At 68.9% G+C, this 15,743-nt stretch carries 16 protein-coding genes; 13 read left to right on the top strand and 3 right to left on the bottom strand.

The window, feature by feature from the left end; genetic code table 11:
* The first annotated feature begins 7 nt into the window (after positions 1-7).
* The 9 genes from ACFWQC_RS18800 (at position 8) to tsaD (ending at position 8,201) form a co-directional block, all read left to right on the top strand.
* Positions 8-361, top strand: coding sequence for a holo-ACP synthase (locus tag ACFWQC_RS18800; protein WP_378681133.1), 354 nt, complete (start codon positions 8-10; stop codon positions 359-361).
* 112 nt (positions 362-473) lie between these two features.
* The gene (locus tag ACFWQC_RS18795) at positions 474-1,829 is read left to right on the top strand and encodes a bifunctional ADP-dependent NAD(P)H-hydrate dehydratase/NAD(P)H-hydrate epimerase (protein WP_378681130.1); all 1,356 of its coding nucleotides are present in this window, start codon (positions 474-476) and stop codon (positions 1,827-1,829) included.
* Positions 1,830-1,849: 20 nt separating this feature from the next.
* Positions 1,850-3,037 carry an alanine racemase gene (alr, locus tag ACFWQC_RS18790; protein WP_378681127.1) on the top strand — a complete coding sequence of 396 codons (1,188 nt, stop codon included), beginning with the start codon at positions 1,850-1,852 and terminating at the stop codon, positions 3,035-3,037.
* The gene (locus ACFWQC_RS18785) at positions 3,034-4,131 is read left to right on the top strand and encodes an alpha/beta fold hydrolase (protein WP_378681124.1); all 1,098 of its coding nucleotides are present in this window, start codon (positions 3,034-3,036) and stop codon (positions 4,129-4,131) included. Before alr ends, ACFWQC_RS18785 begins: the two co-directional genes overlap by 4 nt.
* Entirely contained in the window at positions 4,128-5,087 is a 960-nt protein-coding gene (gene tsaE, locus ACFWQC_RS18780; protein WP_378681121.1) for a tRNA (adenosine(37)-N6)-threonylcarbamoyltransferase complex ATPase subunit type 1 TsaE, read from the top strand. Before ACFWQC_RS18785 ends, tsaE begins: the two co-directional genes overlap by 4 nt.
* Positions 5,088-5,097: 10 nt before the next feature.
* Positions 5,098-5,793 (top strand): tRNA (adenosine(37)-N6)-threonylcarbamoyltransferase complex dimerization subunit type 1 TsaB, encoded by a 696-nt coding sequence (gene tsaB / locus ACFWQC_RS18775; protein WP_378681118.1) that lies wholly within the window; start codon positions 5,098-5,100, stop codon positions 5,791-5,793.
* A complete protein-coding gene (rimI, locus tag ACFWQC_RS18770; RefSeq protein ID WP_378681115.1) occupies positions 5,790-6,245 on the top strand; it encodes a ribosomal protein S18-alanine N-acetyltransferase in 456 nt (151 codons plus the stop codon). The genes tsaB and rimI overlap by 4 nt, the downstream gene beginning before the upstream one ends.
* A gap of 23 nt (positions 6,246-6,268) precedes the next feature.
* The gene (locus tag ACFWQC_RS18765; RefSeq protein ID WP_378681112.1) at positions 6,269-6,853 is read left to right on the top strand and encodes a hypothetical protein; all 585 of its coding nucleotides are present in this window, start codon (positions 6,269-6,271) and stop codon (positions 6,851-6,853) included.
* Between the two features lie 286 nt (positions 6,854-7,139).
* On the top strand, positions 7,140-8,201 hold the full coding sequence (gene tsaD, locus ACFWQC_RS18760) for a tRNA (adenosine(37)-N6)-threonylcarbamoyltransferase complex transferase subunit TsaD (RefSeq protein ID WP_378681109.1): 1,062 nt from the start codon (positions 7,140-7,142) through the stop codon (positions 8,199-8,201).
* Between the two features lie 31 nt (positions 8,202-8,232).
* On the opposite strand, the gene ACFWQC_RS18755 is transcribed toward tsaD, so the two are convergent.
* On the bottom strand, positions 8,233-9,426 hold the full coding sequence (locus ACFWQC_RS18755; protein ID WP_378681106.1) for an SAM-dependent methyltransferase: 1,194 nt from the start codon (positions 9,424-9,426) through the stop codon (positions 8,233-8,235).
* Positions 9,427-9,508: 82 nt separating this feature from the next.
* Between ACFWQC_RS18755 and ACFWQC_RS18750 the strand changes: the two genes are divergently transcribed.
* The 3 genes from ACFWQC_RS18750 to groL all read left to right on the top strand — a co-directional run bounded on the left by ACFWQC_RS18750 (position 9,509) and on the right by groL (position 12,485).
* On the top strand, positions 9,509-10,291 hold the full coding sequence (locus tag ACFWQC_RS18750; RefSeq protein WP_378681103.1) for a hypothetical protein: 783 nt from the start codon (positions 9,509-9,511) through the stop codon (positions 10,289-10,291).
* Between the two features lie 188 nt (positions 10,292-10,479).
* Positions 10,480-10,773, top strand: a complete 294-nt coding sequence (gene groES, locus ACFWQC_RS18745) for a co-chaperone GroES (RefSeq protein ID WP_008362423.1) — start codon at positions 10,480-10,482, stop codon at positions 10,771-10,773.
* Between the two features lie 92 nt (positions 10,774-10,865).
* On the top strand, positions 10,866-12,485 hold the full coding sequence (gene groL / locus ACFWQC_RS18740) for a chaperonin GroEL (protein WP_378681100.1): 1,620 nt from the start codon (positions 10,866-10,868) through the stop codon (positions 12,483-12,485).
* A gap of 82 nt (positions 12,486-12,567) precedes the next feature.
* Here groL and ACFWQC_RS18735 read toward each other — a convergent pair whose 3' ends face one another.
* Positions 12,568-13,317, bottom strand: a complete 750-nt coding sequence (locus ACFWQC_RS18735; protein WP_378681097.1) for a GH25 family lysozyme — start codon at positions 13,315-13,317, stop codon at positions 12,568-12,570.
* 19 nt (positions 13,318-13,336) lie between these two features.
* Positions 13,337-13,966 carry a DUF305 domain-containing protein gene (locus tag ACFWQC_RS18730; protein WP_378681094.1) on the bottom strand — a complete coding sequence of 210 codons (630 nt, stop codon included), beginning with the start codon at positions 13,964-13,966 and terminating at the stop codon, positions 13,337-13,339.
* 219 nt (positions 13,967-14,185) lie between these two features.
* On the opposite strand from ACFWQC_RS18730, the gene ACFWQC_RS18725 reads away from it, so the two are divergent.
* Complete coding sequence (locus tag ACFWQC_RS18725; protein WP_378681091.1) at positions 14,186-15,652, top strand: LVIVD repeat-containing protein; 1,467 nt, start codon at positions 14,186-14,188, stop codon at positions 15,650-15,652.
* Positions 15,653-15,743 lie beyond the last annotated feature (91 nt).

Here is a 15,743-nt window from a genome sequence, read left to right as displayed (position 1 = left end):
TGCGCTGATGGCCGTGGTCGGAGTCGGGATCGACGTGTGCGATCTGGGGCGGTTCGAGGAGTCGCTGGAGCGTACGCCTCGGCTGCGGGAGCGTCTGTTCACGCCCGCGGAGGCGTTGAAGCCGATGGCCTCGCTGGCCGCCCGGTTCGCCGCCAAGGAGGCGCTCGCCAAGGCGCTCGGCGCGCCGCAGGGGATGGAGTGGCACGACGCCGAGGTCATCTCGGAGTCCTCCGGCCAGCCCCGGTTCGAGCTCCGGGGCACAGTGCTGGCGCAGGCCACGAAGCTCGGCGTCGTCACCGTCCACCTCTCGCTCTCCCACGACGCCGGCATCGCCTCGGCGATGGTCGTCCTGGAGGACTGACGGGGCTTGTTCGAGCCCTTCGGCCCAACCCCGCCAGCGCATTGGCGCGTAGGCTTGGGCCATGCGGCGTGCGCACTCGGTTGAGCAGGTCAGAGCGGCAGAGAAGGCCCTGATGGCGAGCCTGCCAGAAGGTGTCCTGATGCAGCGTGCGGCGGCCGGGCTGGCCTACGCGGTCATCGACCTCTTGAGCGGGGCCTACGGGAAGCGCATCGTGCTGCTCGTCGGGAGCGGGGACAACGGCGGGGATGCGTTGTACGCCGGTGCGCTTCTCGCGCGCCGGGGCGCGCAGGTGGAGGCGTGGTTGCTCTCCGACGAGGCCCACCCCGGTGGCCTGGTGGCTCTGAGGACCGCCGGGGGCAGGGTTGTGAAGCTCAGCGAGGGCTATGGGTCACTCTCAGGTTCACAACCCTCGGTCGTCATCGACGGGATCGTCGGGATCGGGGGAAAGCCCGGGCTGAGGCCGGACGCCGAGGCGGCGCTGACCCTGCTCGCCGGGATCCCGGTCGTCTCCGTCGATACGCCGAGCGGGGTCTGCGTCGACACAGGGGAGGTCGACGGAGCCCATGTGGCCGCTGACCTGACGGTCGCCTTCGGGACGTACAAGCCGTGCCATCTTCTCGATCCGGCCGCGTCGGCGTGCGGGACGGTGCAACTGGTCGACATCGGCCTGCGGCTTCCGACGCCGGCCATCGAGAGCCTCGAGGCCGCCGATGTGGCGGACCTGGTGCCGCGTCCCGCGCCGGACGGGCACAAGTACTCCCGCGGCGTGGTGGGGCTGAGAGTCGGCAGCGCCACCTACCCCGGCGCCGCGCTGCTGGCCGTCTCCGGCGCCAACACCGGCCTGGCCGGGATGGTCCGCTACGTCGGCACCGCCTCGGAGTGGGTCAAGCGACACAACCCGGAGGTCGTCGGCGACGGCCAGGCACAGGCCTGGGTGGTCGGCTCCGGCAGCGCCGACGGCGCCAACAGCGCGCTCGCGTTCGCCCGAGCCAGCGGCGTACCTCTGGTCATCGACGCCGACAGCCTTCGCGCGCTGAACGGGCCGCTCGGGGTGCCCGCGATCCTGACTCCGCACGCGGGCGAGCTGGCGGCGCTGATCCGGGAGGACCGCGGCGAGATCGAGGCCCGTCCGCTGCACTACGCACGGCTCGCGGCCAAGCGGTTCGATGCGGTGGTGCTGCTCAAGGGGCGGCGCACCACGATCGCCTCGCCCGACCCCGCCACGCCGGTACGGGTCAACACCACGGGCACGTCCTGGCTGGCCACCGCAGGCTCGGGGGACGTACTCGGAGGGCTGATCGGCTCGTTGCTCGCCGCCGGGCTCGCTCCCATCGACGCCGCCTCGGCGGGCGCTTGGCTGCACGGTGCGGCCGCCACTCTCGCCAGCGCCGGCGGGCCGGTCACCGCGAGCGGGGTCGCCGCCGCGATACCTGCCGTTATCCGGTCCCTTCCTGCTGTCTCGAGCTAGCGGCAACTATCCTTGACACCATGTCACCGAGCCCAGCGCCTCGGGCTCCGCTTCGGCGAGCCGAGATCGTCATCGACCTCGCCGCGATCCGACACAACGTCTCGCGGCTGAGGGAGCACCTGCGTACGCCGATCATGACCGTGGTCAAGGCCGACGGCTACGGGCATGGTCTGGTCGAGGCCGGGCGGGCCGCTCGTGAGGGCGGCGCGGACTGGCTCGGCGTGGCCTCGGCCGACGAGGCGCTCGCGCTGCGCGCGTCCGGCGACGAGGGCAGGCTGCTGGCCTGGCTGATCATGCCCAGCGAGCCCGCCGAGGAGCTCGTGGCCGCGGACATCGATGTCACCGCCTACACGACCGCCGACCTGGAGAAGTTCGCCGCGGCCGGCGACACCCTGGGTCGTACGCCCCGGGTGCAGCTCAAGGTCGACACCGGGCTCAGCCGGGGCGGCGCGGCCTTCGCCGACTGGTCGAAGCTGGTCGGGCTGGCGCGCGTCCTGGAGGCCGAGGGAGCGATCCGGGTCACCGGGATCTGGTCGCACTTCAGCGCCAGCGAGAACACCGCCGACCCGACCAGTGCCCTCCAGGAGAAGGTCTTCGCCGAGGCGCTCGCGGTCGCCGAGGAGGCCGGCCTCCGGCCGGAGGTACGTCACCTGGCCAACTCCGCTGGAGCGCTGCTGCGCCCCGGCGCACGGCTCGACCTGGTGCGGGTCGGGATCGCGACGTACGGCATCGACCCGGCGCCCGGCGTCGAGGGATCGCCGTGGGCCGATCTCGGACTCGTCCCGGCGATGACCGTGCGGGCCGAGCTGGCGCTTGTGAAGCCGATCGAGGCCGGTGCGGGTGTCTCCTACAACCACACCTGGGTGGCCGACGAGCCGACGAGGGTGGGGCTGATCCCGGTCGGTTACGCCGAGGGCATCCAGCGTCGTGCCGGGAATCGCGCCGAGGTGTGGATCGACGGAGCTCGATACCCCGTTCGCGGCACCATCTGCATGGACCAGATCGTCGTCGATCTCGGGGACGCCTCGGTCGAACGCGGTGCCGAGGTGCTCCTGTGGGGCACCGGTGCCGATGGCGAGCCGACCGCCCAGGACTGGGCCGAGGCGAGCGAGACCATCGCGTACGAGGTCGTCACCAGGATCGGAGGACGGATGAAGCGCCGTTATGTTGACACAGACGTCGACACCGAGCAGGGAGACGACACATGAGCAGCATCGCAGCACGGATCGGCCAGATCGCGGCGGGCACTCTGGGAGCGGCGGCTGTCGCCGCCGCGGCCCGCGGCGCGGTGGTGGTCAGGAAACACCGCCGCGCGATCGAGGAACGCCCCGAGGACCGGACCCCGCTCGGTACGCTGCGGTCCTGCCCGGTCACCGTGGTGACCTCCGACGGCGTACCTCTTCATGTCGAGGTCGACGAGGTCGACCCGGCTCACTCGCACCCCGGCGGTGCGAGCGGGGTGACGCTCGTCTTCGTGCACGGCTACTGCCTCAACCTCGACTGCTGGCACTTCCAGCGCGCCGCCTACCGGGGCCTGGTGCGGTCGGTCTTCTACGACCAGCGCAGCCACGGCCGCAGCGGCCGCTCCTCGCTCGGCAACGCCACCATCGATCAGCTCGGCGACGACCTGCTCCGGGTGCTGGACGCGGTCGTACCGGAGGGTCCGGTGATTCTGGTGGGCCACTCGATGGGCGGGATGACGATCGCCGCGCTCGCCGAGGACCACCCCGAGCTGTTCGCCCCGTACGACGAGGGTGGCCGCATCATCGGCACCGCCCTGATCTCGACGACCGCCGGCGGCCTGGACCCGAGCCGGCTGCTGATCCCGGTGCTCCCGGCCAAGCTGTCCGGTGGGATCGCCAACCGCACCATGCGGACGCTGGCCAGGGGACATGGGGTCGTCGACCGGTTCCGCGCGATGGGGGCCTCGGTGGCGACCGTCTTCACCGATGTGTTCGCCTTCGGGGACGAGGTGCCGGAGGCGTACGTCGACTTCGTGGACGGGCTGCTCTCTCAGACGCCGTTCGAGGTCGTCGCGGAGTTCTTCCCGAGCTTCCGGGCGCTGGACAAGTTCGCGTCGATCACCACGCTCGGCAGGGTGCCGACCACGATCATCTGCGGCACCGCCGACCGGCTGACCTCGATCGGCCACAGCCGCAAGCTGCACTCCTACATCCCGGGCTCCCGGTTGGTCGAGTGTGAGAAGGCCGGCCACATGGTCATCCTCGAGCGGCACGGTCAGGTCAACGCCGAGCTCGACCAGCTGCTCGCCTCGGCCACCCGGGATGCGGCTTCGGCATGACGCTCGTCTTCGAGCGGGTCGGGCCGGAGGCCGCGACCGAGGTGCTCGGTATCGTCCGGGCGGCTTTCTCCGCTCGCCCGCCGCTGGATCCGCCCGCGGATGCGCTCGGGGAGACCGAGGGGTCGATGAAGGAGCGCCTCTCCGGCTTCGGCGGAGTGGTGGCGCGATTGGACGGGGTCGGCGTCGGGGCCGTCCTCATGGATCCCGTGGACTCGACCATGTGGCTGCGTCGTTTCGCTGTTCTGCCTGATCAGCAGGGTCATGGGGTGGCGCACAAGATGGTGACGTACGCCGCCGGCGTCGCGGTCTCCGAGGGTTTCGACGATCTCGCGGTGATCGCGCGCGAGGAGCTTCCGGAGACGCTGCGGTTCTGGGAGCGGCAAGGCTTCAGAAGACAGCACAGCCGGGAGATCTCCCGTGAGTCTCCCGCGGTGCGGCTGCACCGTCCGCTGAACGAGTATGTCGTCGAGGCGCTCGACGCCGACGCCATGTTCGAGCTCGGTCGACGGGTCGCCGGCCTGGTCGCGGCCGGTGACGTACTCGTCCTCTCCGGCGGCCTCGGCGCCGGCAAGACCACCTTCACCAAGGGCCTCGGGGCGGGGCTCGGGGTGCGCGGCGAGATCACCTCGCCGACCTTCGTGATCGCCCGGGTGCATCCCTCCACCGTCGGCGGCCCGGAGCTCGTCCACGTCGACGCCTATCGGCTCGGCGGGATCGAGGAGCTCGACGACCTCGACCTGGACACCGATCTCGACGACGCGGTGACGGTCGTGGAGTGGGGCGAGGGCCTGGCCGAGGGGCTTTCCGAGTCCCGGTTGGAGATCCGGATCGTACGTGCCGAGGCAGACGAGGCTCCGTTGGATCTGGTCGAGGCGCCCGACGGTGCGGATCCTCGACGCGTGGAGATCGTCCCTGTCGGGGCCCGCTGGCGCGGCGTGGACCTCAGCGCGCTCTAGGGTGTGAGTTGTGCTTCTCGCCTTTGACACCGCCACGCCCCAGGTGACTGTGGCGATCCACGATGGCGACGACGTCGTCGCCGAGGTCGTCTCCGACCGCACCATGAAGCATGGTGAGCAGCTCGCGCCGCTGATCTCCGACGTTCTGACGGAGGCCGGGATCGTACGCCAGGATCTGACCGCCATCGCCGTTGGCGCAGGCCCCGGACCGTTCACCGGCCTGCGGGTCGGGCTGGTCACCGCCCGGACGCTCGGGTTCGCGCTGGAGATCCCGGTCTATGCGGTCTGCACGCTGGACGTGCTGGCGGTCGAGGCCGCGGTCTCGACAAGCTCGACCACCAAGGAGATCGAGGGTGGGTTCTTCGTGGCGACGGATGCGCGGCGCAAGGAGGTCTACCTGGCCTCCTACGACCCCGATGGCGTACGCCTCGAGGGCCCTGTCGTCGCCCGCCCCGCCGAGGTCGCCACCTCGGCGCCGGTCGTCGGGGAGGGTGCGCTGCTCTATCCCGACGCGTTCCCGACGCCGTTCGGCCCGGTGCGGCCGTCGGCCGGCTGGCTGGCGCGGGCGGTGGCCGAGGAGCAGGTGGAGCTGATGGATCCAGAGCCGCTCTACCTGCGCCGGCCCGATGCGGTGGAGCAGGCTGCCCAGAAGAAGGTGCAGAAGAAGGTGCAGACGAAGGTGCAGAAGAAGGTGACCCGTCAGTGAACGTACGCCCGGCCGGCCCGGACGACGTCGACGCGATTGCCGCCCTCGAGCTCGAGGCGTTTCCCGACGATGCCTGGACGCCCGAGTACCTGCAGGTGGCGATCGACGGGAAGATGCCGACGGTCCGCATCCTCGCCGCCGTTGATGATGCGGGAACGGTCATCGGCCATGCGCTGGTGAGCGTCGTCTACGAGATCGCCGAGCTCCAGCGGATCGCGACCGCCGAGGAGCAGCGCCGCCGCGGGATCGGGCGCGTGCTTCTCGGTGCCTGCATCGACCTCGCCCGTGAGGAGGGCGCCGAGCGGATCCTGCTCGAGGTACGCGAGGACAACACCGCAGCCCTTCCGTTCTACGACCGCGCCGGGTTCGTCGAGATCGACCGCCGCGAGCGCTACTACCGCGACGGGGCGACCGGGATCGTACTGGCCTTCAATCTCGTGGCTCCGGCCTGAGCAGCGAGGCTGACGGAGCCACATTGTCGGTGCTCTGTGCTGCGATGGGTGTCATGCACCTCAGACGCAACGCTTTCGACTCGCGGACAGCAGGCCTCGCTCTGGCCAGGACGATCGGCCGCGGCGGACTCCGCCCGCCCACGCTTCAGACGATCGCCAAGGAGGCGAACACGGGAGTCTCGACGCTGCACCGGTGGTTCGGCGGGACGCAGGAGATGCTGCCGCACGCCACCGCTGCGTTCGCGGACATGTTCTGGACTCGGGTCGCGGACCGGGTGAATGCGACCGGGTGGGCAGGCTTTCTGCCGGAGAACGAGGACGATCTCTTCTTCCTGAGAGCATGGCTGGGCTTTGAGGAACTTGCCCGTTCTGACGACGGAGTCGGACAAGCAGTGGGCGAACTGTGGCATGACGCGAGGTTCTGGTTTCGATCGGTAATTGGCCGCGAGCTCACCGACTTCGAACTGGCAGGAGTGGAAGCGATACTTCGCGGACTATGGGACGGTCTGTGCGCAGCTGAGCCGCTCGACGACGGTCTCGCCCGTCGCCTGTGGGACGCGGCGTATACGTCTTTGGTAGAGGTCTCGAGCGACGCTGCAGCGGCCTGATAGCCGTTGCCCCCAGCCGACGGCTTCATCCTTGGACGGAAAGAAAATTCCTTCCGGAGGATCGACTGATCTTGGACCCGGCGGTGCTGGCGGAAAGAAAATTCTTTCCGCAGAGAACGTAGTCCAGTGCGGAGGCCGCCGGGTCACGCTGTGGCCCTGTGACCCTGACGCTGTGACCCTGACGCTGCTATCGAGCGGAAGGAAAATTCCTTCCAGCGCAGGCGGAACCCGCTCGCTGGCCGCGCCGCTTTCCAACTGCTCAGCGCTCGCAAGGCAGAATGCACCTATGACTGCTGGTCCTATCGCCGACGAGCCCTTGGTCCTTGGCATCGAGACCTCATGCGACGAGACCGGGATCGGAGTCGTGCGAGGCCACACGCTCCTGGCGGACGCGGTGGCGAGCAGCGTCGAGGAGCATGCCCGGTTCGGCGGGGTCGTGCCGGAGGTCGCCAGCCGGGCGCACCTGGAGGCGATGGTGCCGACGATCGAGCGGGCCTGCGAGGAGTCGGGCATCAAGCTCCACGACGTCGACGCGATCGCCGTCACCTCGGGACCAGGCCTCGCGGGTGCCCTGCTGGTCGGCGTGGCGGCGGCCAAGGCGCTCGCACTCGCGCTCGACAAGCCGATCTACGGGGTCAACCACCTGGCGTCCCACGTCGCGGTCGACCAGCTCCAGCACGGTCCGCTTCCCGAGCCGTGCGTCGCCATGCTCGTCTCCGGCGGCCACTCCAGCCTGCTCAAGGTCACCGACATCACGGTGGGCGTCGACCCCATGGGCGCGACCATCGACGACGCCGCGGGCGAGGCCTTCGACAAGGTCGCTCGTCTGCTCGGCCTCGGCTTTCCTGGCGGCCCGGTGATCGACCGGACCGCGATGTCGGGCAGCTCGATCGCGATCGACTTCCCCCGCGGGCTCAGCAGCCGCCGCGATCTGGAGCGACACCGGTTCGACTTCTCCTTCTCCGGCCTCAAGACCGCGGTCGCCCGCTGGATCGAGGCCAAGGAGCGCAGTGGCGAATCCGTCCCGGTTGCCGATGTGGCCGCCAGCTTCCAGGAGGCCGTGGTCGACATCCTGGTGCGAAAGGCCCTCGACGCGGCCTCCTCAGAAGGCATCGAGGACATCATCATCGGCGGTGGGGTCGCGGCCAACAGCCGGCTCCGGGTGCTTGCCGAGGAGCGCGCCACCAAGCTCGGCATCCGCGTCCGGGTCCCACGCCCGGGCCTGTGCACGGACAACGGCGCGATGGTTGCGGCTCTGGGGGCGGAGATGGTGGCCAGGGGACGTACGCCTTCGGCGCTTGATCTCCCGGCGGACTCCTCCCAGCCGATCACCACCGTCCTGGTCTGACCTCCACCTGACCTCCACCTGACCTCCACCCTCAGAAGGGCCGCACCAACAGGCAGGTCCCCTCGCCCGCAACCCGGGTGAGCACGATCGTGGCCTCCTCGGAGCCGGACAGCGCGAGCCGCTTGCGGAGCTGCTCGGGCACGACCTGTACGCCGCGCTTCTTGATGGTCAGCTTCCCGATCCCGCGCTCGCGCAGCGCCGCCTTGAGCTGCTTCTCCCGGTAGGGGAGTTCCTCGAGCACCTGATACCCACGGGCGAACGGTGTCTCGAAGGAGGCGGATGAGGCGACGTACGCGATGTGCTCGTCGACCAGATGACCCTGCACCCCGGCGGCTACCGCGGTGACCAGCCCGGCGCGGATCACGGCCCCGTCGGGCTCATAGAGGAACTCGGCGACCGGGCCGACCTCGGCGCCGGGGTCGTCCTCGGAGGTGAGCGTCGCCAGGCCGCGCTCGCCGATCACGGTGGCCCGCCGGTGCGTGCTGGCCAGCGAACCCGACCACAGCGCTGCCTCCTTGACCTCGCCGCGGTCGCTGACCCATTCGGCCTCGACCTTGTCGGGTACGAGCTCGTGCGGGATCCCGGGCGCGACCTTCACACACGCGTCGCGCGCGAAGAGCGTCTCGACCCACGACCACGGTGGGGTCCACCCCTCCGCGGAGAAGACCCGGCCCTTGGCACCGCGGCGTGCTGGGTCGGCGTACGCGACGTCGAAGGGGGAATGGTCGACACCTGTCGCGTCGGCGACGGTCACCGCACCCGGCAGCCCGAGGGCGTCGAGGTTCGCCTGGGCGACGGCGACCCGCTCCGGATCGTTGTCGACCCCGGCGGCGGTGAGCCCGGCGCGCGAGGAGGCGATCAGGTCACCGCCGATCCCGCAGCCCAGGTCGATCACGCTCGTCGCATCGAAGGCACGCAGCCGGGCCGCCCGGTGGTGGGCGACGGCGAGCCGGGTGGCCTGCTCTAGGCCGTCGGGGGTGAAGTACATCCGCGGTGCCAGGTCGCCGAACTTGGCGGCCGCCTTCCGGCGCAGGTCGACCTGGGTCATCGCCACGGCCACGCGCTCGGCCGTCTCGTTCTTGCGCAGCGCGGTCTGCACCGCCAGCGCCGAGTCCTTGCCGTCACCTCTGCGATCGGTTGGCGCCGACGCCGACATCTCGGTGGCCCGCGCCAGCAGCCGCTGCCCGTCATCGGTCAGCAACCAGGAGAAGGCATCGAGATCCATGCAGCCGATCCTCTCAGGCCGGTTTCCGGTCCGGGCAAAACTCCATTACCCCACCGGGTGTTTGTGATCTAGGATCCGCCGGGTGCGTAGACACCCACGTCGAGTTCTGGTGAGCCTCTGGGCGCTCGCGGGCGTCATGACCCTGCTGTCGTTGTTGTTCGCCGCGCCCGCATCCGCTGACACGGTGACCCCGGTGCGTCACTGCATGCACGGTGACGATTACCGCGAACTGGACGGTGATTCCTCGAGCGTGGCGACTGCGCCCGAGGGCTACCTGATCGTGTCCTACTGCGTGGACAGCCGGGGCAGGTGGGGCGGCTCGGAGGTGCGCACCCTGTCCACGCCGCAACGCACCACGGTCGTCTGGCACAGCGACGGGCGCCCGATCGAGGGTTACTCGGTGGAGTACACCCGGGTCCCCTCGTCGGACGGGCCCGAGGAAGACGACGACCCCGAGGCAGAGGAGGAAGCCGAAGGCGGGCAGGGCGAGGACGACGAGGCGGGCCAGACGGCTGAGGCCGAAGCGGAGCAGAGCGCCGCGGCAGAGGACGATGAGGCAGCTGCGGCGGGGGCGGCGAAGAAGCCCGAGAAGGAGCGCGCGCCGTCGGTGAGTGCGACCGAGAAGGAGCAGAAGCCGAGTCGCAAGCCCTCTGTCGAGATCTCCGCGCTGCCCGAGGACTCATCGCAGATGACGGCGCTGAGCGACGGTGAAGAGCTCCAGATCACTTCGGTCAAGGAGTTCGAGGACGAAGACGAGGAGAATCTGCGGTCGCTCGTGGTTGCCGGCGGCATCATCATCGTCGGTCTCGTCGCCGGCGCGATCGCGCTCCTGGTGAGGCTCCCGGGCAGCGACAGGCGTCGATAGAGCCAGCCTTGCTGGCACTCATTGCAGTCGAGTGCTAACGTCTGCATTGGCACTCTCCCCCTGAGTGTGCCAGCGCTTGCGAGCCGGGTGCGACCCCCGCGACGGCGTACGTGGCAGATCGCAAGCACAGACGTAGCAACACCCACCGAAGTCTGACTCCGTAGAAAAGAAATGGGGAGGTCGACACAGTGTCGGTCAACATCAAGCCTCTTGAGGACCGGATCGTCGTCAAGGCCGTCGAGGCCGAGCAGACCACCGCCTCCGGTCTGGTCATCCCGGACACCGCCAAGGAGAAGCCCCAGGAGGGCGAGGTCCTGGCGCTCGGCCCGGGTCGCATCGACGACAAGGGCAACCGCGTCCCGCTCGACGTCGCCGTGGGCGACAAGGTCATCTACAGCAAGTACGGCGGCACCGAGGTGAAGTACGCCGGCGAGGAGTACCTCATCCTCTCGGCTCGCGACATCCTCGCGGTCATCGCCTGACGTCATCCGTCTCGCATCAACGCGGCCGGGCCGACGGGGTTTATCAAGTCCTAGGCCCCGGCCGCGTTCTGCGTACTAGGGAGTAAATGCATATGCCGAAGATCCTGGAGTTCGACGAGAACGCCCGCCGCGCCCTCGAGCGTGGCGTCGACGCCCTCGCCAACGCCGTCAAGGTGACGCTGGGCCCCAAGGGCCGCTACGTCGTCCTCGACAAGAAGTGGGGCGCTCCGACCATCACCAACGACGGTGTCACCGTCGCGCGTGAGATCGAGCTGGACGACCCGTTCGAGAACCTTGGTGCTCAGCTCACCAAGGAGGTTGCGACCAAGACCAACGACATCGCGGGTGACGGTACGACCACCGCGACCGTCCTCGCTCAGGCGATGGTCCACGAGGGTCTGCGCGCGGTTGCCGCCGGCGCGAACCCGATGAGCCTCAAGCGCGGTATGGACGCCGCCGCGGCCGCCGTCGGCGACGCCCTGCGTGCCTCCGCCCGTGAGGTCGTCGACGAGTCCGACATGGCCTCGGTCGCCACCATCTCCTCCCGCGACGCGAAGATCGGCGAGATCCTCGCCGAGGCCTTCGCGAAGGTGGGCAAGGACGGTGTCATCACCGTCGAGGAGTCCAACACCACGGGCACCGAGCTCGAGTTCACCGAGGGCATGCAGTTCGACAAGGGCTACATCTCTCAGTACTTCGTGACCGACCAGGAGCGGATGGAGGCCGTCATCGACGACCCGCTGATCCTGCTCGTCCAGGGCAAGATCGGCTCCATCCAGGAGCTCCTGCCGCTGCTGGAGAAGGTCATCGCCGCGGGCAAGCCGCTGTTCATCATCGCCGAGGACGTCGAGGGCGAAGCCCTCTCGACCCTGGTCGTGAACAAGATCAAGGGCACCTTCAACGCGACCGCCGTCAAGGCGCCCGCGTTCGGTGACCGCCGCAAGGCCATGCTGCAGGACATCGCGATCCTCACCGGCGCGCAGGTCGTCGCCGAGGAGGTCGGTCTCAAGCTCGACCAGGTCGGCCTCGAGGTGCTCGGCACCGCTCGCCGGATCACGGTCACGAAGGACAACACCACGATCGTCGAAGGCGGCGGCGACGCTGCCGCGGTCGAGGGTCGCGTCAACGAGATCAAGTCCGAGATCGAGCGCACCGACTCCGACTGGGACCGCGAGAAGCTCCAGGAGCGCCTCGCCAAGCTCGCCGGTGGCGTCTGCGTGATCAAGGTCGGCGCTCACACCGAGGTGGAGCTCAAGGAGAAGAAGCACCGCATCGAGGACGCTGTCTCCGCGACCCGCGCCGCCATCGAGGAGGGCATCGTCGCCGGCGGTGGCTCCGCGCTGATCCACGCCGTCTCCGTCCTGGAGAAGGACCTCGGCCTCGAGGGCGACGAGGCGGTCGGCGTACGCGTCGTCCGCAAGGCCGCCGACGAGCCGCTGCGCTGGATCGCCGAGAACGGTGGCGACAACGGCTACGTCATCACCACAAAGGTCCGCGACCTCGGTGTCGGGCAGGGCTTCAACGCCGCCACGGGTGAGTACGGCGACCTGGTCGCCCAGGGCGTCATCGACCCCGTCAAGGTCACCCGCTCCGCGCTGATCAACGCCACCTCGATCGCGGGCATGCTGCTCACGACCGAGACCCTGGTCGTCGACAAACCGGAAGAGGACGAGGCCCCCGCGGGCGGTCACGGCCACGGTCACGGCCACTGATTCAAAGCCGAGTCGGCGCATCCTGACCCGTGCCTCGCGAGCGAAGCGAGCGAGAGGGTCAGGATGCGCCGACTCGGCGATTTCAGCGAATGACCAGCGATTCGAGCGAGACGTCGTCGGAGAGCACGTTCATATCGACGTACGCCTCGTCCGCGCTGCCGACTCCGTCGAGCCGGTCGCGGTTGGAGTACTGCCACACCGTCCAGTCGCGTCCGTCGGGCACCCGGGGCGGCCAGGCGACGGAGCGGAACCAGATGGGGTTGTCGGGGTAGAGGTCGACCAGGTAGGCGCGGTAGGCCGACGGGGTGGTGTAGATGACCGGCGCGATGCCGTAGTGAGCCTCGAGCTTGGCGAGCAGCGGGTCCAGGATGGCGCGGACCTCGGTGGCGGGCGGCAGGTTCCCCTTGAAGGAGCCATAGGGCTCCAGGTCGACGACCGGGACGAGAGTGCCGGCCACGCGAGGCACGGTGGCGATCATGTTGTGCGCCTGGTCGGCGCCCGGGCTCTCGAAGCTCATGAAGTGATAGGCGCCGGTCGCGATTCCAGCTCGCTGGGCCTCGGCCCAGTTGGCGGCGAAGCGCGTGTCCACGTGCGCAGAGCCCTCGGTCGCCTTGATCCAGGCGAAGTCGATGTCCTGCTCGGCGACCCGTGGCCAGTCGATGGTGCCGTTGTGGTGGGAGACGTCGATGCCGCGTACGTCGTACTTTGCCGCGAACAGGCGGGTCGGCATCACGACGCCTGTGTAGACCAGCGCGGTCATGATCAGGGCGAGGCAGACGACGACGGCGGAGCCGATCAGCACGCGTCGACGGCGGGCGGGGGCGAGGGGCACCGCGGAACCGTACCGGTTCTCACAGCTCTTCGAGCAGCTTCTCCATGATGTCGATCTCGACCGACTGGGTGGCCTCGACGTCCGTCGCCATCTCGAGCGCCAGTGCGTCGCTGCCCTTGGAAGCCATCGGCTCGGCCATCTCCAGGGCGCCCTGGTGGTGCTGGATCATCCCGGTAAGGAAGAGCCGGTCGAACTCCTGGCCACGGGCCTTGCCGAGCTCGCTCATCTGATCCGGCGTGAGCATGCCGGCCATGGTGTGCGCGGGGTCGGAGGCACGCGGCACCCGCAACCCGCGGGTGTTGAGCCAACCGCTCATCGCCACGATCTCGGGGCCCTGGGCCGACTCGATGCGCTTGGCCAAGGAGACGACCTCGGGGTGGACGCCGTACTCGCGCGCCAGCCGGGTCATCTCCAGCGCCTGGGCGTGGTGCGGGATCATCATCGTCACGAAGTCGGCATCGGTCTGGGTCCACGGGTCCGTGGCAGCAGCCGAGGGCGAGATCGTCGTCGCGGCCTCACCCGGCGCTCCGCCCTGGACCACCGGGGCCGACTGGGCGGCCGCCTCCGGGCTGGGCGAGTGACCTGCGTGCTCGCCGTGCGCGTCGTCCGAGGAACCTCCGCACCCGCCGAGCGAGATCGCAGCGAACACGACACCCGATGTGATGACACCCAACCGCCTACCGCGCACGTGTCTCCTTCCGAGATCCCGCAGAGGTGAACAATTTATTCATATTCCATGCCTCTCGTGTACGACTTTTACTAAAGTTGAGTGGTCCTGCCCGTGCCACCCCACGGCGGCCGACTCGGAAGGCTTGCGAACATGAGGCTTAGACGACCTACCCAATACCTGGCCCCCATCGCGGTGGTCATGGTTGTCGCAGGAGGGCTGGCCGTCGCGGCCCCGTCCTCCGCAGACGAGTCCCACACCCACGGCACCGAGACCACAGAGGCTCCCGAGGCCCAGACGAGCTGCACCGCCGAGGAGAAGCAGGCGATCACCAAGCTCGGTGACAACTTCGCCTCCGCCTGCGTCGCCGGCAACGATCTCGCCAACCTCGGCGCCAACAATCCGGTCGTGCCCGCCGGCGAGTCCGACGGCACACCCAACATGCACCTGATCGCCAACATCCCCAAGTCGGGTGCCTTCACCCCTGCCAACGCCCTCAACAGCGACCTCGCCTTCCAAGGGCATTACGCGTTCGCGGGCAACTACAACGGGTTCAACGTCATCGACATCAAGAACCCGAAGAAGCCGAAGCTCGTCAAGCAGTACGCCTGCCCCGGGTCCCAGAACGACATCTCCGTCTACGACGACCTGCTGGTTCTCTCCGTCGACTCCAGCCGCAGCAACAACACCTGCGACAACGTGGCGCAGTCGGCCGCGATCAAGGAGTCGTGGGAAGGCATCCGCGTCTTCGACATCAGCAACCCGAGAGACCCGGAGTACGTCGCGGCGGTCGAGACTAAGTGCGGCTCCCACACCCACTCGCTGGCACCGAGCAAGAACGGGAGGGACGTCTACGCGTACGTCTCCTCCTACGGTCCGCGTGCGGAGTACCCCGACTGCCAGCCTCCGCACGACAAGATCAGCATCGTCAAGATCCCGAAGCGGGCGCCGGAGCGGGCCGCGGTGGTCAACGAGCCGGTGCTGTTCCCTGACGGTGGGTACACCAACACCGCCGGCTGTCACGACATCACCACCTACCCGTCCAAGGACATCGCCGCCGGCGCCTGCATGGGCGACGGCATCCTGATGGACATCTCCGACCGCGAGAACCCGGTGGTGACCGAGCAGGTGACCGACACCGCGAACTTCGCGTTCTGGCACTCGGCCACCTTCAACAACACCGGCACCAAGGTCGTCTTCACCGACGAGCTCGGCGGCGGCGGTGCGCCGACCTGCAACCCGGAGACCGGGATGGAGAAGGGCGCCAACGGCATCTACGACATCGAGGGCGGCCAGCTCGTCTTCAAGTCCTACTACAAGATCCCGCGCACCCAGTCCAACACCGAGAACTGCGTCGCCCACAACGGCTCGCTGATCCCGGTCAAGGGCAAGGACATCATGGTCCAGGCCTGGTATCAGGGCGGTGTGTCGGTCTACGACTTCACCGACTCGGCCAACCCGAAGGAGATCGCCTGGTTCGACCGTGGTCCGTTCGAGGACACCTCGACGATCGCCGGGCCCTGGTCGACCTACTACTACAACGGCTACATCTACTCCAACGAGATCCAGCGCGGCTTCGACGTCTTCGACCTGCGCGACCCGCGGGTCGCCTCGGCGAAGCGAGTCAGGTTCGATGAGCTGAACGTCCAGGCTCAGCCCTCCTACTGATTGATAGCCGAGTCGGGGGGGGCCGCCGCGGGGGGGGGCGGCCCCCCCCGGCGATTGTTAGAGATCAGCACGGCGCCACCAACGGAGGGTG

Source organism: Nocardioides sp. NPDC058538, assembly GCF_042719275.1.
Classification (GTDB): Bacteria; Actinomycetota; Actinomycetes; order Propionibacteriales; family Nocardioidaceae; genus Nocardioides.
Note: the sequence above shows the minus strand (reverse complement) of the source record. Positions and strands in the feature narration are given on the sequence as shown.

Coding starts and splice junctions, on each gene's coding strand:
- groL (WP_378681100.1), top strand. CDS start 10,866: ATGCCGAAGATCCTGGAGTTCGACGAGAACGCCCGCCGCGCCCTCGAG.
- ACFWQC_RS18795 (WP_378681130.1), top strand. CDS start 474: ATGGCGAGCCTGCCAGAAGGTGTCCTGATGCAGCGTGCGGCGGCCGGG.
- ACFWQC_RS18755 (WP_378681106.1), bottom strand. CDS start 9,426: ATGGATCTCGATGCCTTCTCCTGGTTGCTGACCGATGACGGGCAGCGG.
- ACFWQC_RS18785 (WP_378681124.1), top strand. CDS start 3,034: ATGAGCAGCATCGCAGCACGGATCGGCCAGATCGCGGCGGGCACTCTG.
- alr (WP_378681127.1), top strand. CDS start 1,850: ATGTCACCGAGCCCAGCGCCTCGGGCTCCGCTTCGGCGAGCCGAGATC.
- ACFWQC_RS18800 (WP_378681133.1), top strand. CDS start 8: ATGGCCGTGGTCGGAGTCGGGATCGACGTGTGCGATCTGGGGCGGTTC.
- tsaD (WP_378681109.1), top strand. CDS start 7,140: ATGACTGCTGGTCCTATCGCCGACGAGCCCTTGGTCCTTGGCATCGAG.
- ACFWQC_RS18725 (WP_378681091.1), top strand. CDS start 14,186: ATGGTTGTCGCAGGAGGGCTGGCCGTCGCGGCCCCGTCCTCCGCAGAC.
- tsaE (WP_378681121.1), top strand. CDS start 4,128: ATGACGCTCGTCTTCGAGCGGGTCGGGCCGGAGGCCGCGACCGAGGTG.